The sequence below is a fragment of the Aurantimonas sp. C2-5-R2 genome, from assembly GCF_036549495.1.
GTDB lineage: Bacteria > Pseudomonadota > Alphaproteobacteria > Rhizobiales > Rhizobiaceae > Aurantimonas > Aurantimonas coralicida_A.
Genome location: NZ_JAZHLJ010000004.1, coordinates 88,111 through 106,426, shown reverse-complemented (window position 1 = coordinate 106,426; position 18,316 = coordinate 88,111). Strand labels below are relative to the sequence as shown.

Below are 18,316 nucleotides of genomic sequence, written 5' to 3'. Positions count from 1 at the left end.
GCAGACAGCCCGACACCGCAGTTTCTTCGGCGTCCGGCCCGCTTCGCCTCAGATATCCAGATTGGCGACCTGCAGGGCGTGTTCCTGGATGAATTCGCGGCGCGGCTCGACCTCGTCGCCCATCAGCCGCGAGAACAGCTGGTCGGCGTCGGTCGCGTCGGGAATCTTGACGACCACCAGGGTCCGCGCCTCGGGGTCCAGCGTCGTCTCCCACAGCTGCTCGGGGTTCATCTCGCCGAGCCCCTTGTAACGCTGTAGCGCCAATCCCTTGCGGCCGACATCGAAGACGGCGGTGAGCAATTCCATCGGCCCGGACAACTCGCGCGCGGTGTCGCGGCGGCGCAGCACCGGCAGGCCTTCGTAGGTATCCGCCAGATGCGAGGCGAGGCGATTGAGCTGCAAGGCGTCACCGGAATGGATCAGCGCCGCGTCGAGCGTCTGCACTTCGGAGACGCCGCGGACCGTGCGCAGGAAACGGTAGCCGCCATCCACTGACTCGCCGGTCCAGCCGCGCTCGGTTTCCTCGGCGACAAGATCCAGCCGCTCGGAAATCCGCTGCGCCATGGCGGGCCCACGCGCGGCATCGTCCGCGACCTCCGGCGTGAGGCCACCGCAGATCGCCGCCTGCTCGACGGCGCTGCGATGATAGCGCGAATGCAGCCCGCTCAGCACCTGGCGCACCTGCAAGGCATCGTCGACGACGCCGCGCAGATCCCGGCCGATCCGCACCTCTCCCGACGCGAGCGTCAGGCCGGCATCGTCGAGGCCGCCCTCGATCAGGTAATTCTCGAGCGCCTTCTCGTCCTTCAGATACTGGCTCTGCTTGCCGCGGGTGACCTTATAGAGTGGCGGCTGGGCAATGTAGATATGGCCGCGCTCGATCAGTTCGGGCATCTGCCGGAAGAAGAAGGTCAGAAGCAGGGTACGGATATGGGCGCCGTCGACGTCGGCGTCGGTCATGATGATGATCTTGTGGTAGCGCAGCTTGTCGGCGTTGAACTCGTCCTTGCCGATCGACGTACCCAGCGCGGTGATCAGCGTGCCGATCTGGTCGGAGCCGAGCATCCGGTCGAAGCGTGCCCGCTCGACATTGAGGATCTTGCCGCGCAGCGGCAGGATCGCCTGGTTCTTGCGCGACCGCGCGCCCTTGGCCGAGCCGCCGGCCGAATCACCCTCGACGATGAAGATTTCCGACTTGGCCGGATCGCGCTCCTGGCAATCGGCGAGCTTGCCGGGCAGCGAGGTAATGTCCAGCGCGCCCTTGCGCCGGGTCAGATCGCGCGCCTTGCGGGCCGCCTCGCGGGCGGTGGCCGCCTCGACGACCTTGCCGATGACGATCCGGGCTTCCTGCGGGTGCTCCTCGAACCAGGTCGACAGGGTCTCGTTGACGAGGCTCTCGACCACCGGACGCACCTCGGAGGAAACCAGCTTGTCCTTGGTCTGGGAGGAGAATTTAGGGTCCGGCACCTTCACCGACAGGACGCAGGTCAGGCCCTCGCGGCAATCATCGCCGGTCAAGGACACCTTTTCCTTCTTCAGGATGCCGGAGCTTTCGGCATAACCGTTCACCTGGCGTGTCAGCGCGCCGCGCAGGCCCGCCATATGGGTGCCGCCGTCGCGCTGCGGAATGTTGTTGGTGAAGCAGAGCACCGTCTCGTTGTAGGAATCGTTCCACCATAGCGCCGCCTCGACAGTGATGCCGTCCTTTTCGCCGATCAGGACGATCGGCTCGGGGATCAGCGGCTTGCGCGCCCGATCGAGATAGCGGGTGAAGGCCTCCAATCCGCCTTCGTAGAAAAGCTCAGTGCGCTTTTCGTCGGCGTGCCGCTTGTCGGACAACAGAATACGCACGCCGGAATTGAGGAAGGCGAGTTCGCGCAGGCGATGTTCGAGCGTTGCATAGTCGAACGTCGTCACCCCCCGGAAGGTGTCGGTGGACGGCAGGAAGGTGATCGCCGTGCCGGTTTCGTCGCCGGCATCGCCCGTCACTTCCAGCGAGCCGTCGGGCACGCCGTGGGTGAAGGACATCTGATGCACCTTGCCCTTGCGCTTGATCGACATCGACAGCTTGACCGACAGCGCGTTGACCACCGAGACGCCGACGCCGTGCAGGCCGCCGGACACCTTGTAGGAATTCTGATCGAATTTTCCGCCGGCATGCAGCTGGGTCATGATGACCTCGGCCGCGGAGACGCCCTCGCCGGTATGGATATCGGTGGGAATGCCGCGGCCGTTGTCGGTCACCGTGCAGGAATCATCGGGGTTGAGCGTCACGGTCACGCGCGTCGCGTGGCCGGCCAGCGCCTCGTCGATGGCGTTGTCGACGACCTCGTAGACCATGTGATGCAGGCCCGAGCCGTCGTCGGTGTCGCCGATATACATGCCCGGGCGTTTGCGAACCGCGTCCAGGCCCTTCAGGACCTTGATCGAATCGGCGCCGTATTCAGCCTCCGGGACGGGGTTCGTTTCGTTCGTTGCGGACATGCTGTTCCTTGGGTTCGGGCGGGGCGGAGGGCCGCGACGAATCGCCGTTCGCTCCCGACCTATATAAAGTGTCGGCTGTCGCGATCCAAGCCGGCCGGGAAAGCCCTGTGGGCCACGCTACGCTCGACGCCGATCATCCGCCAACCCATATCCCGTACGACACCATAAAGGACCGCCGGCTTCATGGATACGCAAATGGATAGGCCCGTCCGACCGTTTCGCCCGCCGGCGCCGATTCCGCACGCCGAACCCCTCGGTTTCGCGAGCTTCCTGAAGACGGCGTCCCGCAATCCGATCGAGATTTGGGGAACGCGCGCTTTCAAGGAGCCCTACATCCGCGGCACCTGGCTGGGCGTGCCCAACATCGTCGTCAACGATCCGAAGGGCGTGCGCCACTGCCTGGTCGAGAACGCCGCCAATTACGTCATGCAGCCACTGCGCCAGCGCATCCTGCGCCCGCTGCTGCGCGACGGGTTGCTGACGGCGGAGGGCGCGCTGTGGCGGCGCACCCGCAAGGCCATCGCGCCGGTGTTCACGCCAAGGAACATCGCCGGCTTCACCGAGACGATGCAGGCCCGCTCCGAGGTCTTCGCCGAGCGGCTGGCCGGGCGCCTTGGCGAGACGGTCGACGGCAGCCACGAGATGACGCTGCTCACCTTCGATATCCTGCAGGCGACCCTGTTTACCGACGATATCGCCGGCGACGGCGAGACCTTCGCCACATCCACCCAGGCTTTTCTCGGCTCGATGGGCCGGGTCGACCCGCTCGACTTGCTGGGCGCGCCCGCCTTTCTGCCGCGCTTGCGCCGCCTCAGGGGTCGGCGGTCGATGACCTATTTCCGCAGCTTGATCGCGGCGACGATCGAAGGCCGCCGCGCCCAGATCAAGCGTGACCCGGACGGCGCACCGAACGACCTTCTGTCGCTTCTGATCAAGGCCGACGGCCTGTCGGCGGACGAGATCGAGGACAATATCATCACCTTCATCGGCGCCGGCCACGAAACGACGGCGCGCTCGCTCGCCTGGACGCTGTACCTGCTCAGCCAGGCGCCAGCCGAGCGGGCGGCGGTCGAAGCCGAGCTGGACAGCGTGCTGCCGACGCTGTCGCATCCGAGCGAATGGGTCGACCGCCTCGTCTACACACGGGCCGTGTTCGAGGAGGCGCTCCGGCTCTACCCGCCCGCGCCGTCGTTGAACCGGACCGCGCTCGCGCCGGACCGCGTCGGCGACGTCGAGATCCCGGCCGGGGCAACGGTTCTCGTCATGCCGTGGCTGATCCACCGACACGAAATGCTCTGGGACCGGCCCGACCATTTCATTCCGAGTCGCTTTCTGCCCGGCAACCGCGAGACGATCGACCGCTATCAATATCTGCCCTTCGGCGTCGGACCGCGTGTGTGCATCGGGGCGAGCTTCGCGCTGCAGGAAGGCGTCATCGCGCTCGCCGCGCTGCTCAAACATCTGCGGTTCGACTACGCTGGAAGCAGCCCGCCGGAGGTGGTTCAGCGGATCACGGTGCAGCCGCTCGGCGGCCTGCCGCTGCGCGTCGCCAGGCGATAGCAAGGAGGCCGGTCCCGCCGGTTCGCCACCCTCGACCTGTCTGCCACGGTCGCATTCGAACGGTGGCTCTTGCACTTGGACGCGTCAGAGGCCATAATCCTACTTCGGGTATTTGCAGACCCGGAGTCTGGCTGACGTTCCGCCACCGAAAAATCGGCGGTTTGCCTGGTTTTGCTGTGCAATGACCGGAGCGATGAGAACCAAACCTTTCGCCGAAACCGTGTGAAATTCCGAATCTCCGGCCGCAGCGTGTTGCTGTGTCCATACAACCATAGAAGTCTATCGCGTCGCGCGAAACTTCCAGCAGAGCCCAGACAGGGCAGCGACGAAAGGTTTATCCATGAGCCAGACCGGCACCGTCAAGTTCTTCAACGAAGCCAAGGGTTTCGGATTCGTTACGCCGGACGGCGGCGCGAAGGACGTTTTTCTTCACGTCTCCGCGCTTGAGCGCGCAGGCATCTCCTCGCTCAACGAGGGCGACAAGATCAGCTTCGACACCGAGCCCGACACCCGCGGCAAGGGTCCGAAGGCGATCAACGTCCAGCGCGCCTAACACGTTAAGGTACGACCGGCGGAGTCCGCTCCGTCGGTCGTACCGACCGAAACTTTATTTCGGGTCGCTCCGCGTCTCGGTGCCAAGTGATCGAAAGTCGAGATGATGGAGAATTCCCGAAAGGCGCGCGAGCGCGCCGAAGCAGCGCTTTCGGGTCCGCCGGAACGACCGGCCAAGGGTTCCGCGGTCGGCATCATCGCCGCAGAATCGCTAGCGACCCAGGAAAAGACGGCGCGGCTCAAGAAGCTCCGCATGGAGCGGGATGCCGCCGAGGCACCGAAGGTCGTCAAGGCGAAGGCTACTAAGGCAAAGGCGAAGACGACTGCGTCGAAGCCACGCGCAAAGAAATCCGCCGGCTGACTGATCGTCGCCGGCCATGTGGCGGTCCCGCCCTCTCCCATTGCGAGGAGAAGCGGCGCGAGGCCCTTAATAATCGATCAGTGAGGAGTCGTTTTGAAAGTCGACGTCAGAGACAACAATGTCGATCAGGCCCTTCGGGCTCTGAAGAAGAAATTGCAGCGCGAAGGCGTCTTCCGTGAAATGAAGGCGCGCCGCGCCTATGAGAAGCCGTCCGAGCGACGCGCACGTCAAAAGCAGGAGGCCATTCGCCGCTCCCGCAAGCTTGCCCGCAAGCAGGCGCAGCGCGAAGGTCTCGTTCCCGGTCCGAAGCGCAAGCCGCCCCGCGCCGGCGCAGCGCGTCCGGGTGCCGCAGGGTCCGGCGGCGCGAGCACGGGCTATTCCGGTGGCGACGCCCCGCGGCCATACAACACGGCCGGCTGACCAGTCTCTTTTTTGGTTTGTCTATTCGATTGCCCGGTGGCCGCAAGGCTGACCGGGCAATCGCATTTTGAACGGTTGCATCGACGCCGTGGTCCGGCCACGCGTCACTGCCTACTCCTCGTCACCCAGCCCTTCGAACAGCGCCGTCGACAGGTACCGCTCGGCGAAGGACGGGATGATCACGACGATGTTCTTGCCCGCCATCTCATCGCGCCGGCCGACACGGATCGCGGCCGCGAGCGCCGCGCCGGATGAAATTCCCACCGGAACGCCTTCCAGCCGGGCGACCAGACGCGCCAGCTCAAAGGATTCCTCGTTCGAGACCTGGACGACCTCGTCATAGACCTCGCGATCGAGGATTGCCGGCGCGAAACCGGCGCCGATCCCCTGGATCTTGTGCGGACCGGGAGCGCCACCCGACAAAATCGGCGATGCCTCCGGCTCCACGGCGATGACCTTGAGGCCGGGCTTCTTCTGCTTCAGCGCCTGGCCGGCGCCGGTGATCGTGCCGCCGGTGCCGATGCCGGCCACCAGCACGTCGACCTCGCCCTTGGTATCGTTCCAGATTTCCTCGGCGGTGGTGACGCGGTGTATTTCCGGGTTGGCCGGGTTCTCGAATTGCTGGGGCATCACAGCGTCCGGGATCTCGGCGACGAGTTCCTCGGCCTTGGCGATCGCGCCCTTCATCCCCTTGGCGCCCTCGGTCAGCACCAGGTCCGCGCCAAGCAGCCGCAACATCTTGCGCCGTTCGACCGACATCGTCTCGGGCATGGTCAAGATCAACCGATAGCCCTTGGCGGCCGCCGCGAAGGCGAGCGCGATACCGGTGTTACCCGAAGTGGGCTCGACCAATGTCGTCTTGCCCGGCGTGATCCGGCCGTCGGCTTCGAGTTTCTGGATCATCGCGACGCCGATACGGTCCTTGACGCTGGCGATCGGATTGAAGAATTCGAGCTTGGCGAGAAGATGCGCCTTGACGCCCTTTTCCTTCGCCAGCTTGTCCAGGCGGACGATCGGCGTATCGCCGATGGTGTCGACGATGGAATCGTAGATACGCCCCCGCCCCCGCGTCCACGCCCTGCTGTCGTTTGCGGCTTTGTCCATGGCTTGGTTCTCCCTATCGCGTCGTGGCTCAGTCGCAGCCGGCCGCTCCATCAGCTGTAAAGCTTATGGCGAAAAACCACCGGATGTGAGGCCGTGTCATCCAAACCGCGGCCGTCCGATAAAAAAGCATACCCCAAGTGCGCCAAAGCGCCATCGAACCGATGGCACAATACGAGCGAAGCATCGAATTGTCCGGATCCCGCCAACGCGATCTTATGACAATTGCGGGAGAACGGAGGCTCGGTGCAGGTAAATCCGCCGGCCGAGAAACCAGCGAGATCACCGTTGCGCCCTGCCTTTGCCCATATCCGAACTATCTGCGGCGAATTTCTCGTGCTGGTCGCTGCGATGACGCTGATGTCGGGGACGGCGGGGTTCTATCTATTCCGCGGGTTCGGACAACCGGTCATGATGACGGCGGCGCTTTTCGCGTTCGCCGTGCCGCTGGTGACCGCCCTTCCCTATGTCGTTTATCTGGCTGTCCGGTTGAACAGCCTGATGTCGGACAATGCCGGCCTCCAACGCGCCGCCACGACCGACCGGCTGACGGGACTTCTCAACCGGGCCGGCTTCGAGGGCGAGATCCGACGCCACATCGCGACACTTGAGAGAAAGCAGCAGGGCGGCCTGATGCTGCTCGTCGTGGACGCCGACAATTTCAAGCAGATCAACGACCGGCTGGGGCATCCAACCGGCGATCAGGCCTTGAAGGCGATCGCGACCGAGCTGCGTCATTCGATCCGCGTCGGCGACGCCTTGGGCCGGATCGGCGGCGAGGAATTCGCCATCTCGCTGCCCTGCGCCAATATCGGACAAGGCCGGACGGTGGCCGAGCGCCTGCGGCTGGCCATCAACGCGATCAGCGTCGGTGAAGGTGACGACACCATCCGGCTCTCGGTTAGCGTCGGCGGCGCGTTTTCCGCGGCGCCGCAATCCTTCGATGTCATCTATGCAGCCGCGGACAGCAATCTCTACCAGGCCAAGCAGGCTGGCCGGAACCGCAGCACCATCTCGGCGATGGGGGAACGCGCATGGCTATCTTCGCGACGCGGGAAAATCGGTCCCCGCCACCCCCTGACAGCCCCGGCCGGTCACCCGGTTCCCGTCGAACCGAAACCACCGTCACCCCGCTCGCTAACCGCAAGACTTTGTCGCTCACCGAACTCTGCCTGGACGACCGGCGCGACGACCATCTGCGCGATCCTGTCGCCGCGCGCGACGGTGAATGCCTCCTCGCCCAGATTGACGAGGATGATCTTCACCTCGCCGCGATAGTCGCTGTCGATGGTGCCGGGCGTATTGAGGACCGTGACGCCGTGCTTGGCGGCCAAGCCGGAGCGCGGCCGCACCTGAACCTCGTAGCCCGCCGGAATCTCGAAGCTCAGGCCGGTCGGCACCAGCGCCCGCGCGCCGGGAGCCAGGGTCAGCGGTTCCTCCAAGGCAGCGCGAATGTCCGCCCCGGCCGCGCCATTTGTCGCGTAGGCGGGAAGCGGCAGATCCGCGCCATGGGGCAGACGGCACATGCCGATCGTTGGCGCGCTCAAGGACGGTCACCCTCTGTCAGGCGGGCGGCGATCCATGCCGCAAGGCGCCGCGCGACTTCTGTCTTGTCGAGCTTGGGCCAGTCCTCGACGCCGTCCCGCGTGACGATATGCACGGTGTTTGCCATGCCCCCCATGACGCCGGTCGCGGCCGACACGTCATTGGCGACGATCGCGTCGGCGCCCTTTCTGTCCAGCTTTGCACGTGCATTCGCCAGGAGATCGTCGGTCTCGGCCGCGAAGCCGACAACGAGGCGCGGCCGCAATTGCGAGTGGCCGATGGTCGCCAGGATGTCCGGATTCTCCGTCAAGGCGAGCGCCGGCGGGCCGCCGTCGCCCTTCTTGATCTTGGCCTCACCCTCCGCGACCGTCCGCCAGTCGGCGACGGCGGCAACGAACACCGCGGCGTCTGCCGGAAGCGCCGCCTCGACGGCTTGCAGCATCTCGCGCGCGGTCTCGACACGGCGCATGGCGACACCGGGCGGATCTGCGATGGCGACGGGGCCGCTGACCAGCGTCACCTCGGCCCCCAATCCGGTAAGCGCTGCGGCGATGGCGTGTCCCTGCCGCCCGGACGAGCGGTTGGCGAGGTAGCGGACCGGGTCGATCGGCTCGTGGGTCGGGCCTGACGTGACCACGATGCGGCGACCCGCGAGCGGCTTGGCCCCACCGTCCAGCACAGCCTCCAGCGCCGCCGCGATCTCCATCGGCTCGGCCATGCGGCCAATTCCGGCCTCGCCCGCCTCGGCCATCTCGCCGGCATTCGGCCCGACGAAGCGGACGCCATCGGCGGCCAGCACCTGATGATTGCGGCGCGTCGCCGGATGCGCCCACATCGCCGGGTTCATCGCCGGCGCCATCAGGATCGGCGCCTTCGCCGCGAGCAGCACGGCGGTGGCGAGATCGTCGGCCAGGCCATTGGCGCAGCGCGCCATCAAATTGGCCGTCGCCGGCGCAACGAGAATCGCATCGGCCTCGCGGGCCAGACGGATATGGCCGACATCGTGCTCGTCCTCGCGGTCGAACAGATCGTCGAACACCTTGGAGGCCGACAGCGCGCCGACCGCGAGCGGCGTCACGAACTCCTTGGCCGCCGCCGTCATCACCGGCGTCACGCGCGCGCCGCGCTCGCGCAGGCGGCGGATGAGGTCCAGCGTCTTGTAGGCCGCGATGCCGCCGCCGATAATCAGAAGGACGCGCTTTCCGTCGAGCCCGCTCATGCCACCAGCGCCGGTTCGATGTCGGTGTGGAAGAAATCGTCGCCCTTGAACAGCAGCGGCGCGTCGAGCGACCGGGCCAGCGCATAGGAGAAGCAATCGCCGAAATTCAGCCGCGCCGGGCTGCCCGACCCGCGGCCGAAGCGGCGATAGGCCTCGATGGCAAGATCGGCCTGGCGGACGTTGAATGGATGTGTTCGCAACACCATATCCTCCATCATCTCATGCAGCCGACGCACACCTTGCGATCCATGCTGGCTGCGGATCACGATCGCTGTCTCGACGAACGTCGCTGCGGAAATCGAAACCTCGTCATCGTTCACGATCAGGCGTGTGATCCGCTCGGCCTCCGGTTCGGCATTTGTGACCGCCACGATCGCCGAACTATCCACGACGATCACTCGACGAAATCCCAAAGTTCGTCGGTGAACGTCTTCTGGTCGAAAGGCCGATCGGGCTTGCGTCCCAGCGACAGGATGCGCCGGACGCGCGCCTCCCGCGCCTCCACGCTTTCCCCCTGGCCGGCAGGCCGCCCGTCGACCGAGGCGCCGAGAATCGTGCGCGCCTCTTCCTCCATGGACCGGCCGTGTTCGGCCGCGCGCATGCGCAGCTTCCGTTTCACGTCCGCATCGAGATTGCGAATCGTCAGGCTGGCCATCCTCGCCTCTCGTCTAGCTCTTACCAGCCAATCTAAGTTCCGGATGATTGCAATGCAATCAAAGGGGTAAGCCGGATCATCGGCATCCCGGTTGCGCTCAAAATATCATCGAGATCGCAATCGACAGCAGCGACACGGCGATCACCCATTGGGCGACACGACCACTGATGATGCTGGTTCGCTTCTCCGTGGCGAGGTCCGTGAGCGTATCGTCGTTCAGCCGGATACCGTTTTCGATCAGATCCGGCATCTGCTTGGCGAGGATTTCCAGCCCGACCGCGAGATCGGGCGCGCGGTGCAGCAGCCGCAGCATCGCATCGACACCTGCGCGGGCTTCCCGCAGCTTGGCCGCCGGCCCGAGCTCTTCGAGGATGTAGTCAGACACCACCGGCTCGGCGGCAACCCACATGTTGAACTTCGGGTCGAAGGTGCGTGCGACTCCTTCCACGACGACCATGGTCTTCTGCAACAAGACGAGTTCGGGCCGGGTCTTCATGTCGAACAGCTCGGTGACCTCGAACAAGAGCGCCAAGAGGTGGCCCATCGAAATCGTCTCGGCGGGCTGGCCATAGATCGGCTCGCCGATCGCGCGAAGCGCCTGGGCGAAGCTGGCGACGTTCTGGCTGCGCGGCACGTACCCGGCCTCGAAATGCAGCTCAGCCACGCGCAGATAGTCGCGGCGAATGAAGCCGTAGAGGATCTCGGCGAGGAAGCGCTTGGATTCCGCGCTGAGCCGGCCGACGATGCCCAGATCGACCGCGATCACCGTGCCGTCCGGGCCGACGAACAGATTGCCCTGATGCATGTCGGCATGAAAGAAGCCGTCGCGCATGGCGTGGCGCAGGAACGATTGCACCACGGTCACGCCGATCTGCTTCAGATCATGCCCGGCCATCGCGATCGCGGCGACATCGCTCATCTTGATGCCGTCGATCCACTCCATGGTGAGGACGTCGCGGCCGGTGCGCTCCCAGTCGATCGTCGGCACCCGAAATCCGAAATCGTTCGCCGTGTTTTCGGCCATCTCGGACGCCGCGGCCGCCTCCAGCCGCAAATCCATCTCGATCCTTGTCGACTGGGCGAGCGTCTCCACCACCGCCACCGGACGCAGCCGGCGCGACGAGCGCACGTAGCGCTCCAAAAAGCGCGCGATGGAGGCGAAGGTCTCCAGTTCATGCAGAAAGCGGACGCGGACGCCGGGCCGGACCACCTTGACGGCGACGAAGCGCTCGCTGCCGTCGGCGTCGCGAATACGCGCCTTATAGACCTGGGCGATCGATGCCGCGCCAACGACCTCGCCGAGCTCCAGAAAGAGTTCGTCGACGCGCCGCCCGAGCGTCGTCTCGATCTCGATCACAGCCAGCGCCGTATCGAAAGGCGGGACCTTGTCCTGAAGGCTGCCGAGTTCGCTCGCCGCCGCCGCTCCCACAAGGTCCGGCCGGGTCGCCAGAAATTGGCCCAGCTTGACGTAGGACGGCCCCAGACGGTTCAACGCGCGCGACAGATTGTCGGAGCGTTCCCGATTTTCAGCCGAGCCCCGCTCGATCAATCGCGCGAAGCGGTGCAGCAGCGCCGGCCCGGGCGGCAGGCCCTCGGCGGGAAACGAGCCGATGACACCCTCGCGGGCGAGAACAAAGACCGCGCGGACGAGTGCGATCGTGCCGGAAATGGGATTGGCCAAGAGTCTTTCCGCCCGATCGATTCAGAGCTTCCAGCCGGAATGGATGGCGGCGATGCCTCCCGACAGGTTGCGATAGGCGACGCGCTCGAAGCCGGCGGCGCGAATGGCCGCAGCAAAATTCGCCTGGTTGGGAAAGCGCCGGATCGACTCGACCAGATACTCGTAGGATTCGCGATCGTTGGCGACGGCCTCGCCGATCCTCGGGATCGCCTTGAACGACCACGCTTCGTAGACCCGGTCGAGAACCGGCATGTCGACCTCGGAAAATTCCAGGCACAGGAACCGGCCGCCGGGCTTGAGCACCCGATACGCCTCGCTCAGGGCCTTGTCGATCCGCGGCACGTTGCGAATGCCGAAGGCGATCGTGTAGGCGTCGAAGCTCATGTCGGGGAGCTTCAGTTCCTCGGCGTTGCCTTCGACGAAAACCAGATTGCCGTCGAGCCGTCGCTTCGCCGCCCGCTCGGCGCCGACGCCGAGCATCGAGGCGTTGATGTCGAGAACGGTGCCCTCGGCGCGCCGCCGCGATGCCTCGACAATGCGGAAGGCGACATCGCCGGTGCCGCCCGCCACGTCGACAAACCGCCAGCCGGCGCGATGCGGCGGCGCCAGCCAGGCGACCATGGCGCTCTTCCAGGCGCGATGGAGGCCGGCCGACATCAGGTCGTTCATCAGGTCGTAACGCTCGGCTACGCGGTGGAAGACATCGTTGACGCGCGCCTGCTTCTCCTCCCGGCCTGCCACTGTGGCATAGCCGTAGGAGGTCTCCATCGCTTCGGCTCCGGTGACACGGGTTCGCGACATGGGACGGCCCCTTACATTGCATCGCATCGACCGGATGCGGATATTGGAACGGCGAACCCGCGCCGGTCCTGCGAGAGACAGGGAGAGGCGAAGTTCGACAGGCGCTTCGATCGGAAGCGCTGCATCAATCAGGGACTTAATCGAAAATGCCGGAATTGCCAGAGGTGGAGACGGTGCGCCGCGGCCTTCTTCCCGTTGTCGAAGGCGCGCGAATCGAGCGGGTGGTGCTCGGGCGGCCCGACCTGCGCTTTCCGTTGCCGGCGCGATTCGCCGAGCGGCTGGGCGGCCGGCGGATCGAAAGTCTCGGACGACGGGCCAAATATCTCGTCGCCGACCTGGAGGGCGGGCTGGTGCTAGCCATGCATCTCGGCATGTCGGGCTCGTTCCGGATCGAAGTGCCGCAAGGCGACAGCGTTCCCGGCGCGTTCGCGCATCCGCGGTCCGACGTCCGACGCCACGATCATGTGCGCTTCGATATGATCACACGCAATCTCGCACCGGCCTCGATCATCTATAATGACCCGCGCCGCTTCGGCTACATGACGCTGATCGAGCGCGCCGAACTGGCGGAACACCCGCATTTTCGCGGCCTCGGCATCGAACCGACGGGCAACGGGCTGTCCGGACAGGCGCTCGCCCCGCTCTTTGCGGGCCGCAGCGCGCCGCTGAAGTCAGTGCTGCTCGACCAGCGGATCATCGCCGGCCTCGGCAACATCTATGTCTGCGAGGCATTGTGGCGGAGCCGCCTGTCGCCGCGGCGGGCTGCCGGAATGCTGGTGAAGAAGGACGGCACCGCCAGCCAGCGGCTGGAAGCCCTCGCTCTCAATATCCGCGAAACGATCGCCGATGCCATCGCGGCGGGCGGTTCATCGCTGCGCGACTATCGCCAGGCAGACGGATCGCTCGGTTATTTCCAGCATCGCTTCGCCGCCTACGACCGCGAAGGCGAGCCCTGCCGGAACGCGGCTTGCCGCGGGATCGTCAGCCGCATCGTCCAGTCGGGGCGCTCGACCTTTTTTTGCCCGGCCTGCCAACGCTGACGATGGCAAAACGCGGACGCAGCACGATGTTGCGGGCAGGTCGCGCGGCTCCAAGCCGGCTGCGCCTGGTTGCTGCCCAGTCCATCCGCCTTGCCGACGACCACATTCGCCGATCCGCCTTCGCGCCGGATATTGACGGCCCCCGACGCATCTGCCTATAAGGGCTCGACTTTCGGCGGCGCTTCATGGCGCGGCCCGTTTTTTCGTGCTGCCGCGTCGCTTGAAGGCGCAAGCCGCACTCCACCCGATCCGACCGACACGGTTACGATAGAGAGAGACGATCCATGGCCAATACCCCTTCGGCCAAGAAGGCCACGCGGAAGATCGCGCGGCGTACCGCCATCAACACCAACCGCCGCAGCCGCGTGCGCACCTTCCTGCGCAACGTCGAAGAGGCGATCACCGCCGGCGACAAGGACGCGGCTGTCTCGGCATTCCGGATTGCCGAACCGGAACTGATGAGTGCCGTGTCCCACGGTGTGTTTCACAAGAACACGGCGTCGCGGAAGGTCTCCCGCCTTGCCCATCGCGTGAAGACGATCGGCGCCGCCTGATCTGAACGGCGCGTCACACCCGAGTCGATGACCGGGTAACTGGATGATGACAAAGCCCTGGCTTCGGCCGGGGCTTTTTGATTCCAAGGCCGAGACTGGCCATCCGATGACAATACGAACGGCCTCAGCGCGGACCACCGCTCATACCAACCTGCGGTGATAGGGACCTGTTCGATGGAGCTGAACGGGCTTGTCCGGCCAGCCCACCGAAGGCCGGGCGCTCGCCGCGCCTGGCTTCGTCGCCAGGTGCGGGAAATGGCCGGTCGAATGGGTCCTATCACCGCAGGTTGGTATAAGGCCGACGGGGATCGACAGCGGGCACCCGCGCCGCGTCCCAGCTCGGCTCGCCACCCGCCCCTGGCCGTGGGCACCGCGACGATTCGACGGGCACAGCTCGCCCGTCGCCGTTGGCACATGTCCTGTTTTCGCGATTCGCAGCCGCATTCGCGGGCGTTTTGGTCGACTTATCACAGTGCTTTCGCCCCCGGCGGACACCGAACCACGCCATCCACAAGACGGGTCCAGAAAAGTGTATCGATTCCAGTCGCTTGCAGAAGGTCAGTGAACGCTTATGCATTGGCGGTCCGGGAGCTTTTTGAGTTCCCGGGAGTCAAGCAGGCCCGCCACAATTTTTTCATATTTATTCTTCCCCTCCGAGGCGTCGACGCCGGGATCGGGGAAAGCCCCGTGAGCAAAGTGTTTAGCGTGACATCGCCGCACGACCCGCATGGCGAGTCTGCAACAGGCGCCCTACTCGCATAACGATTCAGGCTGGACTCGGCTTGCTCACCGCCGCGCCGTTTCGTAGTTTCCCCCTCGAAGCAAGTGCGGGGAAAGACGAAATGCGGGGACAATCCAGGTTATCCAAAACTTCCTGGAATTTGTGGAAGGTTACGACCCTTAGGGTCGCTCCCGCATAAATTTAGTATCCGGTCTTTTCACGATTTATCCGAGTAAAAACGAGCGTTGGGCGAACCCTGGCGCAGCAAACTTCTGTGCCCATGCGGGACAGAGGCAGGGGACCTTTTTGCATGTCTAAAGACTACAGAGGCGATGTTTCACCTGGGGAGTGCTGGTCAGCGCTCGCAGAGAAACCGGACGCCCTGCTCGTCGACGTCCGCAGCACCGCCGAGTGGGCCTATGTCGGATTGCCGATGCTAGCCGCGCTCGGAAAGGCGACGCTGCTCGTCGAGTGGCAGAGCTTCCCTTCGATGGCGGTGGATCCAGCCTTCGCGGAGAAGCTCGCCGATCAGGTCGAAAAGACGGGCGGAACTCCGACCTCGCCGATCTTCTTCCTCTGCCGGTCCGGCGTCCGCTCGATCGCCGGGGCGGTGGCGCTGACCGCCCATGGTTATGAGAATTGTTTCAACGTCCTCGGCGGCTTCGAAGGGCCGCCGGACGCGGAAGGACATCGCGGGCGGAAAGCCGGTTGGAAAGCGGAGGGTTTGCCTTGGGCACAGAATTGAGTCTTCGCCGGCGCGTAACAGCTGTGAGTCCGAATGGGGACGGGACCCACGCGCTGCGCCAATCACCAACCAACAACAATGATTTCGGGGCAGGTATGGACGGCGGCGCGAGGGGCACGGCAGAAATTATGGAGCGGGTGAACGCCCGGCTAAAAGCGCAACTCGGACAGGACATCTTCGCCAGCTGGTTCCAGCGGATGAAACTCGATTCGTCCGGGAAGGGCGTCTGCCGGATTTCGGTGCCCACGGCGTTTCTGCGCAGCTGGATTCAGTCGCATTACCACGACCTGCTGACCGAGATCTTCAGCGCCGAAGTGCCGGGAACGCTGCGCGTCGACATCGCGATCCGCAGCGCCGTTCGCGGTGGCGGCGTCACGATTCGCCAGGCGCGCATCGCGGGCCAGAGCGAGCCGCAGGTGGCGCGGGTTGCGGAACCGGCGCGCAGGGCCGTCGCCGGCTCCCCGGCACCAGCAAAGGCGTTTCCTGGCGGCGACGCTCGAACCCCCGCTCTATCCCAGAGCGCCGAGTTCGGCTCGCCCCTCGACCCGCGCTACGTTTTCGACACCTTCGTGGAAGGCGCCTCCAACCGGGTCGCCCTCGCCGCCGCGCGAGCGATCGCGGAGAACGGGCCGCAGTCGGTTCGCTTCAACCCGCTGTTCATCCACGCTGCCGTCGGCCTCGGCAAGACCCACCTTCTCCAGGCGATCGCCAATGCGGCCTCGCGCCGTGAGGACCGGCCGCGCGTCGTCTATCTGACGGCGGAATATTTCATGTGGCGTTTCGCGACTGCGATCCGCGACAACCGCGCCCTCGATCTCAAGGAGACGCTGCGCGGCATCGACATATTGATCATCGACGACACCCAGTTCCTGCAAGGCAAATCGATCCAGCAAGAGTTCTGTCATCTTCTGAACGCGCTGGTCGATTCGGCGAAACAGGTGATCTGCGCCGCCGACCGCCCGGCGATGGAGCTGGAATCGCTCGACCCGCGCGTCCGCTCGCGGCTGTCGAACGGCGTCACGCTTCAGATCGCCGTGCCGGACTACGAAATGCGCCGCTCGATCATCGGGAGCCGGGCCGCGGCGATGCGAGCCGAGGATCCGAGTTTCGATATGCCCGAACGGGTGATCGACACGATCGCCGAGCGCGTCGCCGGCTCCGGTCGCGATCTCGAAGGGGCGTTCAACCAGATCGCCTTCCGCCACTCCCTCGGCCAGCCGCTCTCGGCGGAACATCTGGACGATCTGCTCAACCAGCTGACCCGGGCCAATATCGAACGGCGGGTTCGCGTCGAGGACATCCTGAAATTCGTCTCGCGCCACTACAATGTGACGCGCACCGACCTTTTGTCGGCGCGCCGCACCCGGACCATCGTGCGGCCACGTCAGATCGCCATGTATCTCGCCAAGACCATGACGCCGCGCTCGCTCCCCGAGATCGGCCGGCGCTTCGGCGGCCGCGACCACACCACGGTGCTGCACGCGGTGCGCAAGATCGAGGGCGAGCGCGCCAATGACGAGAAGCTGTCGGAGGAACTCGATCTGATCCGCCGGATGATCGAGGAATAGGCCCCGTCCAGATCCCGGTCCGGTACCGCACGCGGCGGTCGGCGCGCGATGCAGCGCGCCGCTTGAGCTAGAAAGCCGCCGCTTTTGGCTTTCCATGTGCGGTGCAAATCATTAAGACCATCGAACCCGGAACCGGCGCCGCCTCCCGTGGCGCCTGCCCCGAACAAAACGGCCTTCGTCATGCGTATCATCATCGAACGATCCAACCTCCTGAAGTCGTTGGCCCACGTCCACCGGGTCGTGGAACGCCGCAACACCATCCAGATTCTTTCGAACGTGCTGTTGAAGACCGAGGACGGCGCGCTTCGCCTGAAGGCCACCGATCTCGACCTGGAGATCACCGAAAGCGTCGCGGCCACCGGCGAGCAGGAAGGCGCAACGACGGTCCCGGCGCATCTGCTCTACGACATCGTGCGCAAGCTGCCGGACGGCGCCGAGGTCAAGCTGTCGACCAATGCCGACGGCAACCAGATGACGGTCTCGTCGGGCCGCTCGAATTTCCGTCTCCAGTGCCTGCCCGAATCGGACTTTCCCGATATCACCGCCGGAACGCTGAGCCACGCCTTCACGATCAAGGCGGCGGAATTCGCGCGGCTGATCGACCGGACGCATTTCGCCATCTCCACAGAGGAGACTCGCTACTATCTCAACGGCATCTTCCTCCACACGATCGAAGCGGACGGCGACCTCAAGCTGCGGGCGGTTGCCACCGACGGCCATCGCCTGGCGCGCGCCGAGATGGCGGCGCCGGCCGGGTCGGAGGGCATGCCCGGAATCATCATACCGCGCAAGACCGTGGGGGAGCTGCAAAAGTTGCTCGGCGACGGCGAGGACGACGCGGCGATCGAGGTCGAACTGTCCGACGCCAAGATCCGCGTGACGATCGGCCCGGTCGTCCTGACCTCGAAGCTGATCGACGGCACCTTTCCTGATTACCAGCGCGTCATCCCGCAGAACAACGACAAGGCGCTGACCCTCGACCGACAGAGCTTTTCGGCTGCCGTCGACCGGGTGTCGACGATTTCGTCCGAGCGCGGACGCGCGGTCAAGCTCGCGGTCAGCGACTCCCAGTTGACCCTCACCGTCAACTCGCCCGATTCGGGCACGGCGACCGAGGAACTGGCGGTCGGCTACGATTCAGATGACATCGAGATCGGTTTCAACGCGCGTTATCTTCTCGACATCACCGCCCAGCTCACCGGCGACGAAGCCGTGTTCATGCTTGCCGATGCCGGTTCCCCCACGCTCATCAAGGACGGCGGCGACGACGCGACGCTTTACGTCCTGATGCCGATGCGGGTCTGATTGC

The 18,316-nt window shown here is 65.2% G+C and carries 17 protein-coding genes and 1 pseudogene; 10 read left to right on the top strand and 8 right to left on the bottom strand.

The window, feature by feature from the left end; genetic code table 11:
- Positions 1 to 48: 48 nt before the first annotated feature.
- Positions 49 to 2,484: a DNA topoisomerase (ATP-hydrolyzing) subunit B gene (gyrB, locus tag VQ044_RS03320; protein ID WP_327645208.1), complete on the bottom strand. Its 2,436-nt coding sequence runs from the start codon at positions 2,482 to 2,484 to the stop codon at positions 49 to 51.
- A gap of 195 nt (positions 2,485 to 2,679) precedes the next feature.
- Between gyrB and VQ044_RS03315 the strand changes: the two genes are divergently transcribed.
- The 4 genes from VQ044_RS03315 (at position 2,680) to rpsU (ending at position 5,377) form a co-directional block, all read left to right on the top strand.
- Complete coding sequence (locus VQ044_RS03315; protein ID WP_327645207.1) at positions 2,680 to 4,044, top strand: cytochrome P450; 1,365 nt, start codon at positions 2,680 to 2,682, stop codon at positions 4,042 to 4,044.
- Positions 4,045 to 4,384: 340 nt separating this feature from the next.
- Positions 4,385 to 4,597 (top strand): cold-shock protein, encoded by a 213-nt coding sequence (locus VQ044_RS03310; protein WP_163043081.1) that lies wholly within the window; start codon positions 4,385 to 4,387, stop codon positions 4,595 to 4,597.
- 102 nt (positions 4,598 to 4,699) lie between these two features.
- The gene (locus VQ044_RS03305; RefSeq protein ID WP_327645206.1) at positions 4,700 to 4,957 is read left to right on the top strand and encodes a hypothetical protein; all 258 of its coding nucleotides are present in this window, start codon (positions 4,700 to 4,702) and stop codon (positions 4,955 to 4,957) included.
- Positions 4,958 to 5,050: 93 nt separating this feature from the next.
- Positions 5,051 to 5,377 (top strand): 30S ribosomal protein S21, encoded by a 327-nt coding sequence (gene rpsU / locus VQ044_RS03300; protein ID WP_327624377.1) that lies wholly within the window; start codon positions 5,051 to 5,053, stop codon positions 5,375 to 5,377.
- A gap of 111 nt (positions 5,378 to 5,488) precedes the next feature.
- On the opposite strand, the gene cysK is transcribed toward rpsU, so the two are convergent.
- Positions 5,489 to 6,481: a cysteine synthase A gene (gene cysK, locus VQ044_RS03295; RefSeq protein WP_327624378.1), complete on the bottom strand. Its 993-nt coding sequence runs from the start codon at positions 6,479 to 6,481 to the stop codon at positions 5,489 to 5,491.
- 348 nt (positions 6,482 to 6,829) lie between these two features.
- Between cysK and VQ044_RS03290 the strand changes: the two are divergent.
- A pseudogene (locus VQ044_RS03290) lies at positions 6,830 to 7,480 on the top strand (GGDEF domain-containing protein); the annotation flags it as partial.
- 92 nt (positions 7,481 to 7,572) lie between these two features.
- Here VQ044_RS03290 and dut read toward each other — a convergent pair.
- The 6 genes from dut to ubiE form a co-directional block, all read right to left on the bottom strand.
- The gene (dut, locus tag VQ044_RS03285; protein WP_327624405.1) at positions 7,573 to 8,004 is read right to left on the bottom strand and encodes a dUTP diphosphatase; all 432 of its coding nucleotides are present in this window, start codon (positions 8,002 to 8,004) and stop codon (positions 7,573 to 7,575) included.
- Between the two features lie 17 nt (positions 8,005 to 8,021).
- The gene (coaBC, locus tag VQ044_RS03280; RefSeq protein WP_327624380.1) at positions 8,022 to 9,242 is read right to left on the bottom strand and encodes a bifunctional phosphopantothenoylcysteine decarboxylase/phosphopantothenate--cysteine ligase CoaBC; all 1,221 of its coding nucleotides are present in this window, start codon (positions 9,240 to 9,242) and stop codon (positions 8,022 to 8,024) included.
- Positions 9,239 to 9,640 carry a type II toxin-antitoxin system VapC family toxin gene (locus VQ044_RS03275; protein ID WP_327624381.1) on the bottom strand — a complete coding sequence of 134 codons (402 nt, stop codon included), beginning with the start codon at positions 9,638 to 9,640 and terminating at the stop codon, positions 9,239 to 9,241. The genes coaBC and VQ044_RS03275 overlap by 4 nt, the downstream gene beginning before the upstream one ends.
- Positions 9,637 to 9,897: a FitA-like ribbon-helix-helix domain-containing protein gene (locus VQ044_RS03270; protein ID WP_327645205.1), complete on the bottom strand. Its 261-nt coding sequence runs from the start codon at positions 9,895 to 9,897 to the stop codon at positions 9,637 to 9,639. The genes VQ044_RS03275 and VQ044_RS03270 overlap by 4 nt, the downstream gene beginning before the upstream one ends.
- 97 nt (positions 9,898 to 9,994) lie before the next feature.
- A complete protein-coding gene (ubiB, locus tag VQ044_RS03265) occupies positions 9,995 to 11,578 on the bottom strand; it encodes a 2-polyprenylphenol 6-hydroxylase (protein WP_327645204.1) in 1,584 nt (527 codons plus the stop codon).
- Between the two features lie 21 nt (positions 11,579 to 11,599).
- Positions 11,600 to 12,379, bottom strand: coding sequence for a bifunctional demethylmenaquinone methyltransferase/2-methoxy-6-polyprenyl-1,4-benzoquinol methylase UbiE (gene ubiE / locus VQ044_RS03260; RefSeq protein WP_327645203.1), 780 nt, complete (start codon positions 12,377 to 12,379; stop codon positions 11,600 to 11,602).
- A 146-nt stretch (positions 12,380 to 12,525) separates the two neighbouring features.
- On the opposite strand from ubiE, the gene mutM reads away from it, so the two are divergent.
- The 5 genes from mutM (at position 12,526) to dnaN (ending at position 18,312) form a co-directional block, all read left to right on the top strand.
- Positions 12,526 to 13,419, top strand: a complete 894-nt coding sequence (mutM, locus tag VQ044_RS03255; protein ID WP_327645202.1) for a bifunctional DNA-formamidopyrimidine glycosylase/DNA-(apurinic or apyrimidinic site) lyase — start codon at positions 12,526 to 12,528, stop codon at positions 13,417 to 13,419.
- A 284-nt stretch (positions 13,420 to 13,703) separates the two neighbouring features.
- Positions 13,704 to 13,973 (top strand): 30S ribosomal protein S20, encoded by a 270-nt coding sequence (gene rpsT / locus VQ044_RS03250; RefSeq protein ID WP_327624387.1) that lies wholly within the window; start codon positions 13,704 to 13,706, stop codon positions 13,971 to 13,973.
- Positions 13,974 to 15,004: 1,031 nt separating this feature from the next.
- Positions 15,005 to 15,439, top strand: a complete 435-nt coding sequence (locus VQ044_RS03245) for a rhodanese-like domain-containing protein (RefSeq protein WP_327645201.1) — start codon at positions 15,005 to 15,007, stop codon at positions 15,437 to 15,439.
- 95 nt (positions 15,440 to 15,534) lie between these two features.
- Positions 15,535 to 17,007, top strand: coding sequence for a chromosomal replication initiator protein DnaA (dnaA, locus tag VQ044_RS03240; RefSeq protein WP_327624390.1), 1,473 nt, complete (start codon positions 15,535 to 15,537; stop codon positions 17,005 to 17,007).
- 180 nt (positions 17,008 to 17,187) lie between these two features.
- On the top strand, positions 17,188 to 18,312 hold the full coding sequence (gene dnaN, locus VQ044_RS03235) for a DNA polymerase III subunit beta (protein WP_327645200.1): 1,125 nt from the start codon (positions 17,188 to 17,190) through the stop codon (positions 18,310 to 18,312).
- Positions 18,313 to 18,316 lie beyond the last annotated feature (4 nt).

Coding starts and splice junctions, on each gene's coding strand:
- VQ044_RS03305 (WP_327645206.1), top strand. CDS start 4,700: ATGATGGAGAATTCCCGAAAGGCGCGCGAGCGCGCCGAAGCAGCGCTT.
- coaBC (WP_327624380.1), bottom strand. CDS start 9,242: ATGAGCGGGCTCGACGGAAAGCGCGTCCTTCTGATTATCGGCGGCGGC.
- VQ044_RS03270 (WP_327645205.1), bottom strand. CDS start 9,897: ATGGCCAGCCTGACGATTCGCAATCTCGATGCGGACGTGAAACGGAAG.
- dnaA (WP_327624390.1), top strand. CDS start 15,535: ATGGACGGCGGCGCGAGGGGCACGGCAGAAATTATGGAGCGGGTGAAC.
- cysK (WP_327624378.1), bottom strand. CDS start 6,481: ATGGACAAAGCCGCAAACGACAGCAGGGCGTGGACGCGGGGGCGGGGG.
- VQ044_RS03245 (WP_327645201.1), top strand. CDS start 15,005: ATGTCTAAAGACTACAGAGGCGATGTTTCACCTGGGGAGTGCTGGTCA.
- gyrB (WP_327645208.1), bottom strand. CDS start 2,484: ATGTCCGCAACGAACGAAACGAACCCCGTCCCGGAGGCTGAATACGGC.
- VQ044_RS03315 (WP_327645207.1), top strand. CDS start 2,680: ATGGATAGGCCCGTCCGACCGTTTCGCCCGCCGGCGCCGATTCCGCAC.
- ubiE (WP_327645203.1), bottom strand. CDS start 12,379: ATGTCGCGAACCCGTGTCACCGGAGCCGAAGCGATGGAGACCTCCTAC.
- rpsT (WP_327624387.1), top strand. CDS start 13,704: ATGGCCAATACCCCTTCGGCCAAGAAGGCCACGCGGAAGATCGCGCGG.
- VQ044_RS03310 (WP_163043081.1), top strand. CDS start 4,385: ATGAGCCAGACCGGCACCGTCAAGTTCTTCAACGAAGCCAAGGGTTTC.
- dut (WP_327624405.1), bottom strand. CDS start 8,004: ATGTGCCGTCTGCCCCATGGCGCGGATCTGCCGCTTCCCGCCTACGCG.
- mutM (WP_327645202.1), top strand. CDS start 12,526: ATGCCGGAATTGCCAGAGGTGGAGACGGTGCGCCGCGGCCTTCTTCCC.
- dnaN (WP_327645200.1), top strand. CDS start 17,188: ATGCGTATCATCATCGAACGATCCAACCTCCTGAAGTCGTTGGCCCAC.